16 protein-coding genes are annotated in these 14,672 nt (G+C 73.9%); 4 read left to right on the top strand and 12 right to left on the bottom strand.

Annotation, left to right across the window (positions count from 1 at the left end; all coding sequences use genetic code 11):
* Positions 1-216 precede the first annotated feature (216 nt).
* Positions 217-666, top strand: a complete 450-nt coding sequence (locus ACIOJE_RS25195; RefSeq protein WP_400779010.1) for a MarR family winged helix-turn-helix transcriptional regulator — start codon at positions 217-219, stop codon at positions 664-666.
* Here the strand turns inward: ACIOJE_RS25195 and ACIOJE_RS25200 are convergent.
* From ACIOJE_RS25200 to ACIOJE_RS25210, 3 genes are all read right to left on the bottom strand, one after another.
* A complete protein-coding gene (locus tag ACIOJE_RS25200; protein ID WP_400779011.1) occupies positions 663-1,331 on the bottom strand; it encodes a cysteine hydrolase family protein in 669 nt (222 codons plus the stop codon). The genes ACIOJE_RS25195 and ACIOJE_RS25200 overlap by 4 nt on opposite strands.
* Positions 1,332-1,391: 60 nt before the next feature.
* Positions 1,392-2,825: an MFS transporter gene (locus tag ACIOJE_RS25205; protein WP_400779013.1), complete on the bottom strand. Its 1,434-nt coding sequence runs from the start codon at positions 2,823-2,825 to the stop codon at positions 1,392-1,394.
* 179 nt (positions 2,826-3,004) lie between these two features.
* Positions 3,005-4,402 (bottom strand): amino acid permease, encoded by a 1,398-nt coding sequence (locus tag ACIOJE_RS25210; RefSeq protein WP_400779050.1) that lies wholly within the window; start codon positions 4,400-4,402, stop codon positions 3,005-3,007.
* A 401-nt stretch (positions 4,403-4,803) separates the two neighbouring features.
* Between ACIOJE_RS25210 and ACIOJE_RS25215 the strand changes: the two genes are divergently transcribed.
* Positions 4,804-5,010: a hypothetical protein gene (locus ACIOJE_RS25215; protein WP_280685603.1), complete on the top strand. Its 207-nt coding sequence runs from the start codon at positions 4,804-4,806 to the stop codon at positions 5,008-5,010.
* 131 nt (positions 5,011-5,141) lie between these two features.
* Here the strand turns inward: ACIOJE_RS25215 and ACIOJE_RS25220 are convergent, their stop codons facing one another.
* Entirely contained in the window at positions 5,142-6,083 is a 942-nt protein-coding gene (locus ACIOJE_RS25220; protein WP_280686099.1) for a deoxyribonuclease IV, read from the bottom strand.
* A gap of 343 nt (positions 6,084-6,426) precedes the next feature.
* Here ACIOJE_RS25220 and ACIOJE_RS25225 point away from each other — a divergent pair, with 343 nt between their 5' ends.
* Positions 6,427-7,503 (top strand): nitrous oxide reductase family maturation protein NosD, encoded by a 1,077-nt coding sequence (locus ACIOJE_RS25225; RefSeq protein WP_280686100.1) that lies wholly within the window; start codon positions 6,427-6,429, stop codon positions 7,501-7,503.
* A 101-nt stretch (positions 7,504-7,604) separates the two neighbouring features.
* Positions 7,605-8,633, top strand: a complete 1,029-nt coding sequence (locus tag ACIOJE_RS25230) for a methyltransferase (protein WP_400779016.1) — start codon at positions 7,605-7,607, stop codon at positions 8,631-8,633.
* Positions 8,634-8,722: 89 nt separating this feature from the next.
* On the opposite strand, the gene ACIOJE_RS25235 is transcribed toward ACIOJE_RS25230, so the two are convergent.
* From ACIOJE_RS25235 to ACIOJE_RS25270, 8 genes are all read right to left on the bottom strand, one after another.
* The gene (locus ACIOJE_RS25235; RefSeq protein WP_400779018.1) at positions 8,723-9,499 is read right to left on the bottom strand and encodes a class F sortase; all 777 of its coding nucleotides are present in this window, start codon (positions 9,497-9,499) and stop codon (positions 8,723-8,725) included.
* A 96-nt stretch (positions 9,500-9,595) separates the two neighbouring features.
* On the bottom strand, positions 9,596-10,201 hold the full coding sequence (locus ACIOJE_RS25240) for a hypothetical protein (RefSeq protein ID WP_400779020.1): 606 nt from the start codon (positions 10,199-10,201) through the stop codon (positions 9,596-9,598).
* A gap of 367 nt (positions 10,202-10,568) precedes the next feature.
* Complete coding sequence (locus tag ACIOJE_RS25245) at positions 10,569-10,889, bottom strand: TcmI family type II polyketide cyclase (RefSeq protein ID WP_280686104.1); 321 nt, start codon at positions 10,887-10,889, stop codon at positions 10,569-10,571.
* A gap of 5 nt (positions 10,890-10,894) precedes the next feature.
* Positions 10,895-11,350 (bottom strand): SRPBCC family protein, encoded by a 456-nt coding sequence (locus ACIOJE_RS25250; RefSeq protein ID WP_280686105.1) that lies wholly within the window; start codon positions 11,348-11,350, stop codon positions 10,895-10,897.
* Between the two features lies 1 nt (position 11,351).
* Positions 11,352-11,696 (bottom strand): acyl carrier protein, encoded by a 345-nt coding sequence (locus tag ACIOJE_RS25255; RefSeq protein ID WP_400779022.1) that lies wholly within the window; start codon positions 11,694-11,696, stop codon positions 11,352-11,354.
* Between the two features lie 33 nt (positions 11,697-11,729).
* Entirely contained in the window at positions 11,730-12,971 is a 1,242-nt protein-coding gene (locus ACIOJE_RS25260; protein ID WP_280686106.1) for a beta-ketoacyl synthase N-terminal-like domain-containing protein, read from the bottom strand.
* Positions 12,972-12,976: 5 nt separating this feature from the next.
* The gene (locus ACIOJE_RS25265) at positions 12,977-14,233 is read right to left on the bottom strand and encodes a beta-ketoacyl-[acyl-carrier-protein] synthase family protein (RefSeq protein WP_280686107.1); all 1,257 of its coding nucleotides are present in this window, start codon (positions 14,231-14,233) and stop codon (positions 12,977-12,979) included.
* The gene (locus tag ACIOJE_RS25270; RefSeq protein WP_280686108.1) at positions 14,230-14,655 is read right to left on the bottom strand and encodes a cupin domain-containing protein; all 426 of its coding nucleotides are present in this window, start codon (positions 14,653-14,655) and stop codon (positions 14,230-14,232) included. Before ACIOJE_RS25270 ends, ACIOJE_RS25265 begins: the two co-directional genes overlap by 4 nt.
* Positions 14,656-14,672 lie beyond the last annotated feature (17 nt).

A 14,672-nucleotide genomic window follows, 5' to 3' on the forward strand; every position in this document is an offset into this window, starting at 1 on the left:
GGCTGATGGCACCGGCTCGGCCGCGCTACGAGTCGGGGCGCGGTTGTGGTGTGGACGTGTTGGTCTGGCGGTTCCGCTGGTGTGTGGCTGGCGGGTGATCAGCCGACGGATGGTCAGGGCGTCGGCGGCGTGGAGAACGTCGTCCCGGGCCCGGCGGGCCACCGCCCCGGCTCCATCCCTGGTCAGGGCGCGTGGACCCTGTCCTATGCTGGCCCGGTGAGTAGTGAACCGGTTTCGCCCGAGGCCACCGCCGTCGAGCTGATGCGGGCCATGACACGGCTGCGGGCGCGGCTGCGCACCGAGGCCCCGATCGACGACCTGCCCTGGAACTGGTCGCACCTGACCACCCTGCACCGGATCGTCCAGGACGGTCCGACGACCGCGAGCGAGCTCGCCCAGGCCGAGCACGTGCGGCGCCAGTCGATGGCGGAGACGCTGGCCGCGCTGCGCGAGGGCGGGCTGGTCACCACCGCCAAGGACCCCGACGACGGCCGCAAGACCCTGGTCAGCGCGACCCGGGCCGGCCGGGTCCTGTGCGAGCGGATCCCGGCGGCGCGCGAGGCCTGGCTGTCGGAGGCCATGCGCGCCACGCTCCGGGCCGAGGAGCGCAGGACGCTCCACCGCGCCGCGGAGATCATGAACCGGCTGGCGGACTCCGACCGTTAGTCGGTGCTGACCGCAGAGGTCAGCGTGTCGAGGTCCGCGGTGGTGACGATCTCGGCCTGGCGCGGGAAGACCTTCTCGACGAGCACCCGGTGCACCTCGGGGTCGGGGTCGGCGACGGCGTCGGCCAGCAGGAACAGCCGGTAGTCCGCGTCGGCCGCCTCCCGGAGGGTGCTCAGGACCACGCCGCTGGTGGAGAGCCCGGCCAGGACCAGGGTGTCCACGCCCCGGGCGCGCAGCTCGGCCCGCAGATCGGTGTCGCTGGCGAAGGCACTGAACCGGAACTTGCGTACGGACAGGTCCTCCTTCCGGATCTCCAGCGAGGCGTGCGGCACCGTGGCCGGGCTGCCGTCGGCGAGGTACCCGGCCGCAGCGACCTGGGCGAAGGTCTTGTTGCGGGCGGGCACCGCGGCGGCGTCCGCCTCGGTGAGCGCGACCCGGACGAAGACGACCTGGGCGCCGTGGGCGCGGGCCCAGGCCAGTGCCTCGCCCGCGCGGGCCAGCAGGCCCTCCGGGTCGGGGACGACGGCCAGTACGGCGGGCTGGAAGTCCATCAGCAGCAGTGCGGTGCGGGCCGGGTCGATGGCGGCAGCGGCGGTGAAGCCCGGTGCGGCGGTGCGGCCGGCGGTCTGGTCGGCGGTCTGGTCGGTGGTCTGGTCGGTGGTCATGTCGGTGGGCAACTCTCTCTGGATCGGTGCCGGTCCCGGTCCGGGCGGCGGTTGACGAGGTCAGTCAGCGTCCCGCCGGTCGGCGGTGGCCAACCGGCGGTCGCAGACGGTCAGGACGAGGACGACGACGGCGATCGGGACCAGCGCCCAGGCGATCTGGTGCAGGCCGCTGTCGTCCACGTGCTGGTGGAAGGCGGCGCCGGTGATCGCCGCGGAGGCGATCGACCCGAGGTAGCCGAAGGTGCGCAGCAGCCCGGACGCGGTGCCGACCGTGGCGGCCGGGGCCTCCTGGTAGAGGACGGTCTGGTTGGCGACCGACCCGGCGCCGGAGGTCAGGCCGAACACGGCGCTCGCGGCGACGACCGCGGCGATCGGGGTGCCGCTGCCGACGAAGAGCACGGACACCGCGCCGACCAGCAGCAGCACCGCGCAGGCGACCAGCGGCATCCGGACGCCGGCCCGCCGCGACACCACCCGGGCGATCAGCGCGGACAGCACGCCCATCGGCAGCAGCGCCAGTCCTGCCTGGTAGGCGGACAGTCCGCGGGCCGCTTCGAGCCACTGGGTGAGCCCGTACAGGATCACGTACGTGCCCAGCAGCGTCAGGCCGTTGCGGATGTAGGTGCGGGTCAGGGCGCCGTTGGTGGCGAGCAGCCGGACGTCCAGGAAGGGGTGGGCGGCGCGCAGTTCCCAGCCGACCAGGGCCGCGGCGAGCGCCAGGGCGGCGGCGAGCGCGGGCCAGTTCGGGTGCGGCAGCGAGGAGAGGAGGACCACCACGGCGGTGAGCATGGCGCCGAACCCCAGCATGCCGGGCAGGTCGAGGCGGCGGGTCAGGGCGCGCGGTGCGAGGGGTCCGACCGGGTCGGGGTCGGGGGCGATCCCGATCAGGGCCAGCGCGAGGGCCACCGCCGCGACCGGGATGTTGATCCAGAAGGCGGTCTGCCAGCCGAGCCACCCGACCAGTAGGCCGCCGATGGCCGGGCCGACGGCCACGGTCGCCGATCCCGTGACGGCCAGGCCGCCGAGCACCCGGCGTGGCGGGGTCTGGTACCCGGCGTTCTGGGCGCGGCGGCGGATCAGCAGCATCGCCGCGGGGTAGCCCGCCGAGGTGCCCGCGCCGATCAGCACCCGGGCGGCGATCAGCGCCGGCAGGGAGTGGGCGAGCGAGCCCACCAGGCCGGCCGCGAAGACCAGCGCGATGCCGGTGAGGAAGACCCGGCGGGGCCCGAACACCTCGGCGAGCCGCCCGGCGGCTGGCTGGGCCAGCGCGCTGGTGAGGTAGAGGCTGGATATCAGGATCGCGGTGTCGCCGACGGCGATGTGCAGGGAGGCGGCGAGCGGGACCAGCGCCGTCGCGATGAGCGAGCTGTTGACCGGGTTGAGCGCGACCCCCAGGTAGAGCGGAGCGGTGAAGCGGGGGCCGAAGGCGTCACCGGTGGGCGTGCCGATCGCGGACGCCTGCCGCGAGGTGCTGGTGTCTCCGGCTGTCGACACGGTGCGGCTCCTTCCTCCGGGACCTCTGCGGGAGGCGGGCCTGCTGGGGAGATCCCGGCGGAGATAGGCAGGCCACCTGTCAAAAATATTAGCAGGTTGCCTGCCTATCTACTCGGCTTCCCCGGGCGGGCGGGCGAGCGGGCGGGCTGGCGGAGCGGGGCGGTGTCGGGCGGCGAGCGTCAGGCCGGGCGGCGGGCGGCCATCCAGACGTAGACCAGGATTCCGGCGAACAGGAACAGCACGCCCTGGTAGACGGCCGCGTAGCCCGCGCCGGCGACCAGCCAGAGGGAGAAGCCGAAGGCGCCGAGGCCCAGTGCCGCGTCCCGGGCGAGCCGGCCGCCGGCCACCTTGCCGGACTCGCCGCGGACCAGCCAGTACAGCTGGGCGGCGGTGGAGAGCAGGTACGGGACGGTCGCGGTGAAGGTGGTGACCAGCACCAGGATGTCGAAGGCGCCCTTGGCGCCGGTGGCGAAGTTGAGGACGGTCAGCACCGAGGCCAGCGCGACACTGGCCACGACGCCGAACACCGGGACCCCTCGCCGCTCCTTGGCGAAGGCGGCCGGGAACAGTCCGTCCTTCGCGGCCGCGTACGGTGCCTGGGCGGCCAGCAGCGTCCAGCCGTTGAGCGCGCCGGTCATCGAGACGAGCGCGGCGACGGCGATGGCCGTGCCGCCCCACGAGCCGCCGAACATGGCGTCCACGGCGTCCGAGAACGGCGCGGTGGAGTGGATCAGCTGCTCGTGGGCGACGGTGCCGAAGACCGCGAGTGTGCCCAGCAGGTAGACCACCGCCGCGCCGGCCGTGCCGAGCACGCTGGCCCGCCCGACGTTGCGCTCCGGGTCGCGGACCTGGCCGGCGCTCATCGCGGCCGACTCCACGCCCAGGTAGCTGAACAGCAGGATCGCCGCGGCCGCCGTCATCCCGCCGGCCCAGCCGTGGCCGGTGGCGTCGAAGGGGCCGAGGTTCTTCGCGTCGAAGAAGCCGAGACCGCCCACCGCGACCAGCAGCAGCGGGATGAACTTGAGGACGGTGGAGACGAGTTGGACGACGCCGACGTAGCGGGTGCCGGCCAGGTTCGCCAGCGCGGGCAGCCACTGGAAGGTGAGCGCGGCGGCGATGCTGAGCCCGATGGAGTGGCCGACGGGCAGCAGCACGTCGAGGTAGCCGACGGCGGCGACCGCGAGCGCGGCGTTGCTGACCCAGGTGGTGATCCAGTACGACCAGGCCGACAGGAATCCGGCGAAGTCCCCGAAGGCCTCCCGGGCGTAGACGTAGGGCCCGCCGGTGCGCGGGTTGCGGCGCGCGAGCTGCCCGAAGATGAGCGCGAGCGCGATCGCGCCCACGGTCAGGACGGCGAAGGAGACCAGGCTGACCGTCCCGTAGGGGGCCACCGCGGCGGGGATCATGAAGATGCCGCCGCCGATGATGTTGCCCATCACCAGGGCGGTGGCGGTCGGCAGGCCGAAGCGTCCGCCCCGGCGGGGTGTCGGGGTGGCGGCGTCCGGGGTGACCGTTTCCGGGGTGTCCGGCGGGTTGGGGCGGGTCGCCTGCCGGGGTGCGGCCGGGCTGGTCTGCATGAGGGTGGTGCGCCTTTCGTGGTCCTGCTCGCGCTCGGTGGAGCGACTGTTCATGCTCAAACCAGGCGGTACCTTGCACCAAATCGATGGGATTTGTTCAGCCGACCTGGCATGTCACCGCAAGACTTGCGGTCCCACGGTGGCGGGACGGGCACTCGTCCTGCGGCGGTTCGACCCGACCGCGCGGAGTGCGGCCGGGTGTCCGAAGGCGTTCACCCGGACGAGGGGTGCCGTCACCCGGATACCTCAGCCCGGTTGCGCCGCGCCGCGGAAGGTGCGTGTTCGTGTGCAAACCTTGGCCCGGCGCCTCCCCGGTGGGGGCGTCGTTGCGTCCGCCGGACGGTCGAAGTGACCGTTCGGGGGCGCTGGTTGAGGACCACAGACGAACTAGGGGACAGTAGATGTCGCTTCGTGGGAAGATCCGCAAGCTCGCGGTGATCGTGGCCGTGACGGGTGCCGCCGTGGTGGCGGTGCCGACCTCGGCCATGGCGTTCGGCCACGCGCCGGTGCCGTCCTCCGGGCAGGGCCTGGAGTCGGGTTCGGCGGGTGTCGGCCTGTTCGGCCCGCACGCCCACTGGTTCAACTACCACGAGCACAGCGAGGGCTGATCATCCGAGCTTCGAGCCCGGGGGCCGCTGTGGGCCCCCGGGCTCGCTGCTGTCCACCGGGCGCGGTGGGGGGACGGGAATGTGCCCCGGCGTCGCCACGCAGGCGGGGGTTTGCCGAGAGACCCTAGCGGTCAGGCGCGGACGGCGGCGCGCTCGCGCAGCTCCTTCAGCACGGCGATGTCCATCGCGTGCCCGGTGCCGTCCCCGCCGTGCTTGCGGTCCGGGGTCTCCACCAGCAGGGGGACGCCGACCGTCTCCGGGTGTTCGAACAGCTCGCGGAACGGTTCCGCGCCGATCATGCCGGCGCCGATGTTGGCGTGCCGGTCCTTGCGCGCGCCGACGACGTCCTCGGAGTCGTTGGCGTGGATCAGCCGCAGCCGGCCCGGGCCGGCCGCCGACGCCAGCGCGTCGAGCGCGGCCGTCACCCCGCCCGGCGCGGCCAGGTCGTGCCCGGCGGCGAAGGCGTGGCAGGTGTCCAGGCAGACGCCGACCCGGGGGTGCCCGTCCAGCGCCTCGACGTACTCGGCGAGCTCCTCCATCCGGGAACAGAGCGAGCTGCCCTGGCCGGCGGTCGGCTCCAGCAGCAGCCAGGGCGCGTCGTCGCCGAGGGCGTCCAGCTCGTCCAGCAGCGGCCGCACGTCGGCCCGCACCTGCGCCATCGCCTCGGCCCGCCGGGAGCCGCCGCCGGGCGCCGCACCGACCGCCGAACCGGTGTGCAGGACGACGCCCAGCGCGCCGATCGCGTGGCCGCGGCGCAGCGAGTGCCGCAGCGAGTCGGCCGAGCGCTCGCGAGTGGCCGGGTTGTCCGAGCCGAAGTTGATCAGGTACGGCGCGTGCACCCAGGCGGGGAGGCCCTGCTCGGCGCAGGCCGTCCGGAACTCCTCGTCCTGCGCCGGGTTGCCCGGGGGAGTGGCCCAGCCGCGCGGGTTGGCCACGAACACCTGCACCGTCTCGGCGCCGACCCGCCGCGCGTACGCCAGACCCGTTCCGGCCAGCCCCCGGGCGGCCACCGGGACGTGGGCGCCGACCGGGTTGCGGAGGGTGCCGAGGGGCGCTGCGGGTGCGGTGGTCATGGCCCCGAGCATGCCACGCCGCGGGGCGGCGTCGGCGGGCGGCCCGGCCCGCGACCCGAGCCCCGCCCGCCCGGCGCGGTCGGGCGTGTCGTCGGCGCCGGGCGGCCCGCGCCACGCCGGGCCGTCGCACCACCGGCCGACGCCTCGTCAGTCCCGCAGCCCAGCCCTGGTGGCGGGCCCACCCGGCGGCCCATAGCGTCGACTCGGCCACACCCACCGGCCGTCACCAAGCACGCACACCGCGTGAGAACCGCCGTTCCAGAACACACCGCGTACCTAGCGCGCCGCCCGGCAGGCCCCGGCCGCACACCCGCGAGCGCGCCGGAAAGACAGGTCACCACTCATGCCCACGCGACGGGTCCACCACCTCGCCGCGGCCACCGCGGCCGCCACCGCCCTGACCACCCTCCTCGCCACCCTGGCCGCCGCGCCCGCGGCCCATGCCGTCGGCTTCCTGCACGTCGTCCGGCCGGGCGAATCGATTCAGCGGGCCGTCGACGCCGCCCACCCGGGCGACACCGTCCGACTGCTCGCCGGCACCTACCCCGGCAGCGTCCGCATCACCACCCCCGGCCTCACCCTGCGCGGCGCCGGCCGGGACACCGTGATCACCCCAGGGGCCGGCACCGAGAACGCCTGCGCCACCGCCGGGCACGGCATCTGCGTGGACGGCACCGAGGCGGCCCCGCTGCCGGACGTCACGGTCGAGGCCCTCGCCGTCACCGGCTTCCGCAGGAACGGCATCGACGCCAGCGGCACCACCGGGCTGACCGTGCGCGCCACCTACGTCCACGACAACGCCCAGCAGGGCATCAGCCAGGAGATCTCCACCCGGGCCGTGATCGTCGGCAACCGGTCGACCGGCAACGGCCAGTCCGGGGTGTTCCTCGCCAACTACGCCTACCGCGAGGGCGGCGCGCCCGACACCGGGGGCACCCTCGTGGAGGGCAACGAGCTGACCGGGAACCGGATCGGCGTCACCGTCCGCCGGCTGCGCGGGCTGGCCGTCCAGGGCAACGAGATCCGCGGCAACTGCGGCGGCGTCTTCGTGGTCGGCGACGAGGGCGTGCCCCGGGCCGGGGACCTCGACGTACGGCACAACCGGGTCGTCGCCAACAACCTGTTCTGCCCGGCCAACCCGCGCCTGGGCGCGATCCAGGGCGCGGGCATCGTGCTCACCGGAGTCGAGGACGCCCGGGTCACCGACAACGAGGTCCGCGACAACGTCGGCACCTCCGACTTCTCCGGCGGCATCGTCCTCTTCAAGAGCGTCGTCGGCGCCGCCAACGCCCGCAACACCGTCACCGGCAACAGGTTGAGCGGCAACAGCCCGGCCGACATCGCCGACCGCGACACCGGCGGCGACAACGCGTTCTCCCGCAACACCTGCTCGCGGTCCGAGCCGTCCGGCCACTGCTGAGTCGCCGGCGCGAACCCCGGCCCCAACCCGCGGTACGCGCCCGCCCGGACCGCTCGTCCGCACCTCTCGCCCGCACCCCCCGTCGAGAAGGAAGACCTTCCATGACCTCCGCACCGCCCAGTCCCCAGGCCGCGATGCGCCTGCGCGAGCTCGTCTTCGGCGCCGCCTGCGCCGCCGCCGTCCGCGCGGCCGCCCGGCTCGGCGTGGCCGACGCGCTCGGCGACACCCCGACCAGCGTCACCGACCTCGCCGCCGCCCTCGACACCGAGCCCCGCCCGCTGCGCCGCCTGATGCGCGCGCTCACCTGCTACGGCATCTTCGCCGAGACCACCGACGACCGCTTCGAGCACACCGAGATGTCCCGCCTGCTGCGCGAGGACGCCCCCAACTCGCTGCGCTACATCTCCCTCTGGTGCACCGAGCCGTGGACCTGGGAGGCCTGGCCCAAGCTGGACGAGGCCGTCCGCTCCGGCCGCAACGTGTTCCCCGACCTGTTCGGCAAGGAGTTCTTCGACTACCTGCACAGCGACGCGGGCGACTCCGCGAAGGTCTTCGACAAGGCGATGACCGCCTCCAGCCGGCAGTCCGCGCACGACCTCGCCGAGTACCTGGACCTCACCGGGGTCGACTCGGTGGTGGACATCGGCGGTGGCCAGGGGCACGTGCTGGCCAGCCTGCTGGAGAAGCACCCGGCGCTGCACGGCACCCTGCTCGACCTGCCCAAGGTGGTCGCCGGCGCCGAACCCCGGCTGCAGGACGGCGGCGCCTTCTCCGCCCGCGCCCGGCTGGTGCCCGGCGACTGCCGGGTGGAGATCCCGGTCCGCGCCGACCTCTACATCATCAAGAACATCCTGGAGTGGGACGACGAGAGCACCCGTCGCACCCTCGCCAACGTGGTCGCCGCGGCCCGGCCCGGCGCCCGCGTCGTGGTGGTGGAGAACCTGGTCGACGACAGCCCGTCGATGCGCTTCACCACCGCGATGGACCTGATGCTGCTGCTCAACGTCGGCGGTGCCAAGCACTCCAAGGAGAGCATGGTGCGGCTGATGGAGGACGCCGGACTGGACGTCGAGGGCGTCCACCTGGTCAACCCCTACCTGCACGCCTTCGAGGCCACCGTGCGCGGCTGAGCCCCGGCTCCACCCCGAACGACCGAGCCCCACCCGAAACGACCGCCGGCCCCCGAGTTCCAGGGGCCGGCGGTCGTCCGTGTCCTCCGTCAGGCCTTGTGCGAGGACTCCAGGTGCGCGAAGACCACCACGTTGTTCACGTAGTCCCGCTGCTTCTTGTCGTACGCGCCGCCGCAGGTGATCAGCCGCAGCTGGGCGTCGGGTGTCTTTCCGTACACCTTCTGGTCCGGGAAGGCGTTCTTGGCGAAGGTCTGCACCGAGTCCACCGAGAACACCGCGACCGTGCCGTCCTCGCGGGCCACCTCCACCTTGTTGCCCGGCAGCAGCAGCCTCAGCAGCGCGAACACCGCCGGGCCCTTGGTGGTGTCCAGGTGGCCGGCGACCACCGCGCTGCCGCGCTCGCCCGGGCTGACGCCGTCCCGGTACCAACCGACCAGGTTCTTGTCGTTCGGCGGCGGCGCGTTGAGCTGGCCCGCCGGGTTGAGCGTCAGCTCGGTGAACGGCGCGTTCACACCGATCTGCGGGATCCGCAGCCGGGTCGGCTTGGCGGGCTTCAGCGCCGGCGCCGCGGGTGCGGCGGGTGCCGCAGGTGCCGCGGGTGCGGCGGGTGCGGCAGCCGCGGCCGTCGGGCTCGGCTGCGCGGCGGCCGCCGCGGGCGCGGCAGCCGTGGCGGCCGGTGCGGCCGGTCCGGGGACGGCCGGGACCGCGACGGCCGGTGCGACCGCCGCCGGGGGAGCCGCAGAACCGGACACCGAGTCGGCGCTCGGCGCGGTGTCCACCGAGTTGTAGATCAGCAGTAGACCGACCGCAGCTGCGCCCATACCCGTGCGCAGCAGCCGGGACGTACCAGAGACGGGACCGCCCATCGCTCCTCTCCTCCACTCGCATATGGGTCGCAACGGTCCGCCGCCCCCGTGCGCCTCCCCCCGGGAGGGGGAGACGCGTGGGGGCGACGGTAGGCGTCAGACCGCGGCGCCGACGGTACGGCGGCCGCGGCGCAGCGCGTACGCGCCGGCCCCGAGCCCGCCGAGCAGCAGCACCGCGCCGGAGGCGAGACCGCCGCCGGACAGCGCCAGTCCGCCGCCGCCGGTGTGCACGCCACCGCGCGGGCTTTCGCCCCGGCCTTCCCCGCCCCGGCCTTCGCCGCCTCGGCCCTCGCCACCCCGGCCTTCGCCGCCTCGGCCCTCGCCACCCCGGCCTTCGCCGCCTCGACCCTCGCCACCCCGGCCTTCCCCGCCCCGGCCCTCGTCGCCTCGGCCTTCGCCGCCTCGACCTTCCCCGCCCCGGCCTTCCCCGCCCCGGCCCTCGTCGCCTCGGCCCTCCCCGCCTCGGCCCTCCCCGCCTCGGCCTTCGTCGCCCCGACCGCGACCGTCGGAGCCCTTCCCTTCGCCTCGGCCTTCCCCGCCCCGGCCTTCGTCGCCCCGGTCGCCCTTGTCCTGCTTCTCCTGCCAGGTGAGGTTCTTGCCCGAGTCGGAGGAGGAGGAGCCGTCGGCAAAGGCCATGGGGGTGCCGACGGTCAGGACGGCGGCGACGGCCGCTCCGGCGAGCAGCGTGCGTGCAGAACGCATGAGGATGATCCTTCCGATGCGCAGTCCCGCGACCGCCGGCACGGTGCCGGACGAGGGAACTCGCGGGAGGTGCGCCTGATCCACCGTCAACCACCGCGGCGCCCGCTGCCACCGGAGCGTGGTCGAGACGGTACGGACTGTGAGCCCTTCGAGTGGAGTCCCGGGCGTGTTTCACCCGAGTGCCCCGGCGATCCGGGTGAATCGGTCTAAAGTCCGCCGTCGCAATCCCGTCGTCGGACTCCCGTCGTCCGCCCGGAGGCGCGCAGGCGGGGGATGGACGACGGACCCTGCCCGGGCACACGCGTGGGCCCGCCCCCGGCGGATGGCCGGGGGCGGGCCCAGGACGAGCGGGACGGGGCGGGCGGGATCAGCGGTCCCAGCGGTAGAACTCGTGCGCCATCGCGTCCTTCGGCTCGCGCCAGGTGGCCGGGTCGTAGGCCTGGACGAAGGCGGTGAGCCGGTCGCTGACGGCCCGGAACTCCGGGTGGCCGACGACCTTGGCGACGGCCGGGCCCGGCGGGCGCTCGGCCTCGATGAGGTGCAGGTAGACGTCGCCGAACTGGAACAGGCTGCGGCCGGTGACGCCGATCAGGTGCGGCAGTTCGCCCTGGTCGGACGCGGCGAACACCTCGGCGATGTCCGGCGCGGCCTCCGGCTTCATCCGGGCGACGATCAGGGCGCGGTGCATCCCGGTCACCGCTCCGCCGCCCGCTTCTCGACCTTCTCGCGGATCAGCTCCAGCTGGATCCGGGAGTTGCGGTTGATGTGGTTGACCATGCCGTCGTCGTCGACCGGGGCGGTGGGCTTCATCGCGAAGTCCTGGATCCAGCGCATCCTCGTGCCGGCCGGGACCTCCGCGTACTCCCAGCGGATGTCCATGAACTCGAACGGGCCGGGCTCGACCCGGCGGGCGCGCACCGCGAGCGAGGTCTTGTCGGTGGTGCGCTCGGAGACCCAGCTCCACACCTGACCGTTCTCGTCCGGGTGCATGGTCAGCCGGAAGCGGACGCTGTCGCCGTCGCGCTCCAGCACCTCCACCGAGGCGTACTCGCTGAAGAGGTCCGGCCAGTTCTCCAGGTCGTTGGTGACCTCCCAGACCAGGTCGAGGGGGGCGGCGATGACGATCTCGTTGTCGGTGTGTCCAGGCATCTCAGGCATCGGCTTTCGGGGAGAGGGTGGGGGAGAGGGTGGGGGAGAGGGTGGGGGAGAGGACGGTGGAGAGGGAGGTGGAGAGGGAGGTGGAGAGGGAGGTGGCGAGGGAGGTGTTGACCAGTTCCAGGAACTCGGCCGGGGTCTTGGCGGATTCGGCGCCGGAGGTGACCTTGAGGCCGTGCCGGTTCTCCAACTCGCCGACGACGCCGAGGAGTCCGAGAGAGTCGACGCCGAAGTCGTCGAACTGCACGCCCGGGCGCTCCAGGTGCTGCGGGTCGACGGTGACGCCGGCCCGGGACTGGATCAGGGCGGCCAGCTCGGGATAGCTGAGGGTGTTGCTCACGGGAGTCCCTTCGGAAGAGTGTGCGGGTGGGGGTCAGGGCTGCTCCCCGCGCCGGAGCACCAGCGCGGAGTTGGAGCCCATCAGCCCGCGGCTGAGCACCAGCGCGGTGCGCAGTTCGGCCGGGCGGGCGCGGCCGGTCACCAGGACGAGGTCGTGGCAGACCTCGGTGACGTTGGGGGTGGGCGGCAGCACGCCGTCCTCCATGGCCAGGACGGCGGCCGCGACGTCCAGCAGCGGGGCGCCGCAGTAGGCGCGTCCGGTGCCGGTCTTGGGAGCGGTGACCGGGACGCGTTCGGCGGCCGGTCCGAGCGCGTCGGCCAGTGCGAGCGCCTCGGCCCGGTCGGCGGCCGGGACGCCGAGCGCGTCCGCGAAGACCACGTCGATCTCCTCGGGCGCGATCCTGGCCTCGTCCAGCGCGATCCGGATCGCGGCGGCCAGCCCCGCACGGGACTCGTCCCAGCGCGAGGCCCCGGTGAAGGTGGCGCCGTGCCCGGCCAGGTGGGCCCGGACGGCGGCGCCGCGCCGCCGGGCCGCCTGCTCGTCCTCCAGCAGCAGCATCGCGCCGCCCTCGGCGGGGGCGAAGCCGCAGGCCTGCGCGGTGAACGGCAGGTAGGCCCGGTCGGGCTGTTCGGCGAGGCTGACCTCGGGGTAGCCGAGCTGGCAGACCATCGAGTACGGCGCCAGCGGGGCCTCGGCGGCGCCGGCCACCACCGCGTCGGTGCCGCGCTCGATCGTGCGCGCGGCGTGCGCGAGCGCGTCCAGGCCGCCGGCCTCGTCGCTGGCGACCACCCCGCACGGGCCCTTGTAGCCGCCGCGGATCGAGATCTGGCCGGTGCTGGCCGCGTAGAACCAGGCGATGGACTGGTAGGGGCCGACGAACCTCGGTCCCTGGCCCCAGAGTTGCTGGAGCTCACGTTGGCCGAACTCGCCGCCGCCGGAGCCGGCCGCGGTCACCACGCCGACCGTGAAGGGCTGTTCGCGGTCGGGCTGGAACCCGGCGTCGGCCACCGCCAGGTCGGCGGCGGCCATCGCGTAGTGCGTGAACCGGTCGGTCTGTACCAGGTACCGGCTGTCGATCACGGCCTGCGGGTCGAAGTCCTGCACCTGGCCTGCGACGCGCAGCGGGAGCCCGGCGCAGCCCTCGCGGGAGATCCGGTCGAGGACGCTCACGCCCTGCCTGGTGGCCTTCCAGAAGGCGTCGGCCCCAACGCCGTTCGGCGCCACCACGCCGAGGCCGGTGACCACCGCCCGGCGGCCCTGCTGACGTGACGTCATGAGAATCACCCCGTTCTGTTGAGCACGACGGCGGACTGGAATCCGCCGAATCCGCTGCCGACCGAGAGGATGTGGCTCAGCGGCAGCTCGCGCGCGGTGCGCGGCACGTAGTCGAGGTCGCACTCCGGGTCCGGAGTCTCGTAGTTGGCGGTCGGCGGTACGACGCCGTGGGCCAGCGCCAGGGTGCAGGCGACCACTTCTATGGCGCCGATCGCGCCGAGCGAGTGCCCGACCATCGACTTGATGGAGCTCATCGGCGTCCGGTAGGCGTGGTCGCCGAGCGAGCGTTTGACGGCGGCGGTCTCGTGCCGGTCGTTCTGCTTGGTGCCCGAACCGTGCGCGTTGACGTAGTCGACGTCGGTGCGGTCGACCCGGGCGTGGGCGAGCGCGTCGTCGATCGCCCGGGACATCTCCAGCCCCTCCTGGGTGAGGCCGGTCATGTGGTAGGCGTTGCCGAAGGTGGCGAAACCGCCGACCTCGCCGTAGATTCGGGCGCCGCGGCGGCGGGCGTGCTCCAGTTCCTCCAGCACCAGGACGGCGCCGCCCTCGCCGAGGACGAAACCGTCGCGGTGGGCGTCGAAGGGCCGGGAGGCGTGCTCCGGGTCGTCGTTGCGCTCGCTGGTGGCCTTGATGGCGTCGAAGCACGCGACGGTGATCGGCGAGATCGGGGAGTCGGACGCGCCGGCGATGCAGATGTCGGCGCGGCCCTCCTCGACGGCCTGGAAGCCGTAGCCGATCGCGTCCAGCCCGGAGGTGCAGCCGGTGGAGACGGTCTGCACCGGGCCGTGCGCGCCGGTGCGTTCGGCCACCGCGGAGGCCAGCGTGCTGGGCGCGAAGGCCCGGTGCAGCTGCGGCTCGGCCCGGTGGTGGTCGACGTCCCAGCGGGCGCCGCCGGAGCTGACCAGCGCGTAGTCGTGCTCCAGCCGGGTGGTTCCGCCGACCGCCGTACCCAGTGAGACGGCGATCCGCCACGGGTCCTCGTCCGCCAGGACCAGGCCGGCGTCCGCGATCGCCTCGTCCGCCGCGACCATCGCGAACTGCACGTAGCGGTCGGCCCGTTGGACGTCCTCGGGGCCCAGCCCGTGGGCCACCGGAGTGAAGTCGCACTCGGCGGCGATCCGGGAGCGGAACCCGGTGGGGTCGAAGAGCGTGATGCCCCGGGTGGCGGTGCGGCCGGCGGTGAGGAGGTCCCAGAAGGCCGGGACCCCTATTCCGCCGGGCGCGACGACGCCGATCCCGGTGACGGCGACGCGCCGGGTCACGAGGCCACCTTGGCGTGTTCCGGCGGGCCGGCGGCGGCGGTCTCCTCGGTGTCCACGTGGCCGAGGTCGGGGCGCGGGGCGAGCGGGCCGAGGTGGAACACCATCCGGGCCTCGGTGTCGCCGACGTTGCGGAAGCGGTGGCGCATGTTGACCGGGATCATCAGGCCCTGGTTGGGCTTGATCGGACGGGTCTCGCCGTCCAGGTCCACCTCCAGGTCGCCGCAGACCACGAACACGAACTCCTCGGAGTACGGGTGGTAGTGCTCGCCGATCCGCTCACCGGGCCGGACGATCGCCAGGCCCATGAACCCGCTGGTCGCCCCGCAGGTGGACGGGGTGAGCATGGCGCGCAGATCGCCGCCGCGTCGACGGTTCTCCGGGGCCTCGTCGACGTGCACGATCCGTGGATACTGCGTGGTCATGGTGTTTCCTCCGAGAG

The sequence above is a fragment of the Kitasatospora sp. NPDC087861 genome (genome assembly GCF_044742585.1).
Classification (GTDB): Bacteria; Actinomycetota; Actinomycetes; order Streptomycetales; family Streptomycetaceae; genus Kitasatospora.

What these genes read in the sequence shown, in the direction of transcription:
- ACIOJE_RS25210 (WP_400779050.1), bottom strand. Translation starts at nt 4,402, where the DNA reads ATGCAGACCAGCCCGGCCGCACCCCGGCAGGCGACCCGCCCCAACCCG.
- ACIOJE_RS25260 (WP_280686106.1), bottom strand. Translation starts at nt 12,971, where the DNA reads ATGACGTCACGTCAGCAGGGCCGCCGGGCGGTGGTCACCGGCCTCGGC.
- ACIOJE_RS25220 (WP_280686099.1), bottom strand. Translation starts at nt 6,083, where the DNA reads ATGACCACCGCACCCGCAGCGCCCCTCGGCACCCTCCGCAACCCGGTC.
- ACIOJE_RS25215 (WP_280685603.1), top strand. Translation starts at nt 4,804, where the DNA reads ATGTCGCTTCGTGGGAAGATCCGCAAGCTCGCGGTGATCGTGGCCGTG.
- ACIOJE_RS25270 (WP_280686108.1), bottom strand. Translation starts at nt 14,655, where the DNA reads ATGACCACGCAGTATCCACGGATCGTGCACGTCGACGAGGCCCCGGAG.
- ACIOJE_RS25235 (WP_400779018.1), bottom strand. Translation starts at nt 9,499, where the DNA reads ATGGGCGGTCCCGTCTCTGGTACGTCCCGGCTGCTGCGCACGGGTATG.
- ACIOJE_RS25200 (WP_400779011.1), bottom strand. Translation starts at nt 1,331, where the DNA reads ATGACCACCGACCAGACCACCGACCAGACCGCCGACCAGACCGCCGGC.
- ACIOJE_RS25250 (WP_280686105.1), bottom strand. Translation starts at nt 11,350, where the DNA reads ATGCCTGGACACACCGACAACGAGATCGTCATCGCCGCCCCCCTCGAC.
- ACIOJE_RS25225 (WP_280686100.1), top strand. Translation starts at nt 6,427, where the DNA reads ATGCCCACGCGACGGGTCCACCACCTCGCCGCGGCCACCGCGGCCGCC.
- ACIOJE_RS25230 (WP_400779016.1), top strand. Translation starts at nt 7,605, where the DNA reads ATGACCTCCGCACCGCCCAGTCCCCAGGCCGCGATGCGCCTGCGCGAG.
- ACIOJE_RS25240 (WP_400779020.1), bottom strand. Translation starts at nt 10,201, where the DNA reads ATGCGTTCTGCACGCACGCTGCTCGCCGGAGCGGCCGTCGCCGCCGTC.
- ACIOJE_RS25245 (WP_280686104.1), bottom strand. Translation starts at nt 10,889, where the DNA reads ATGCACCGCGCCCTGATCGTCGCCCGGATGAAGCCGGAGGCCGCGCCG.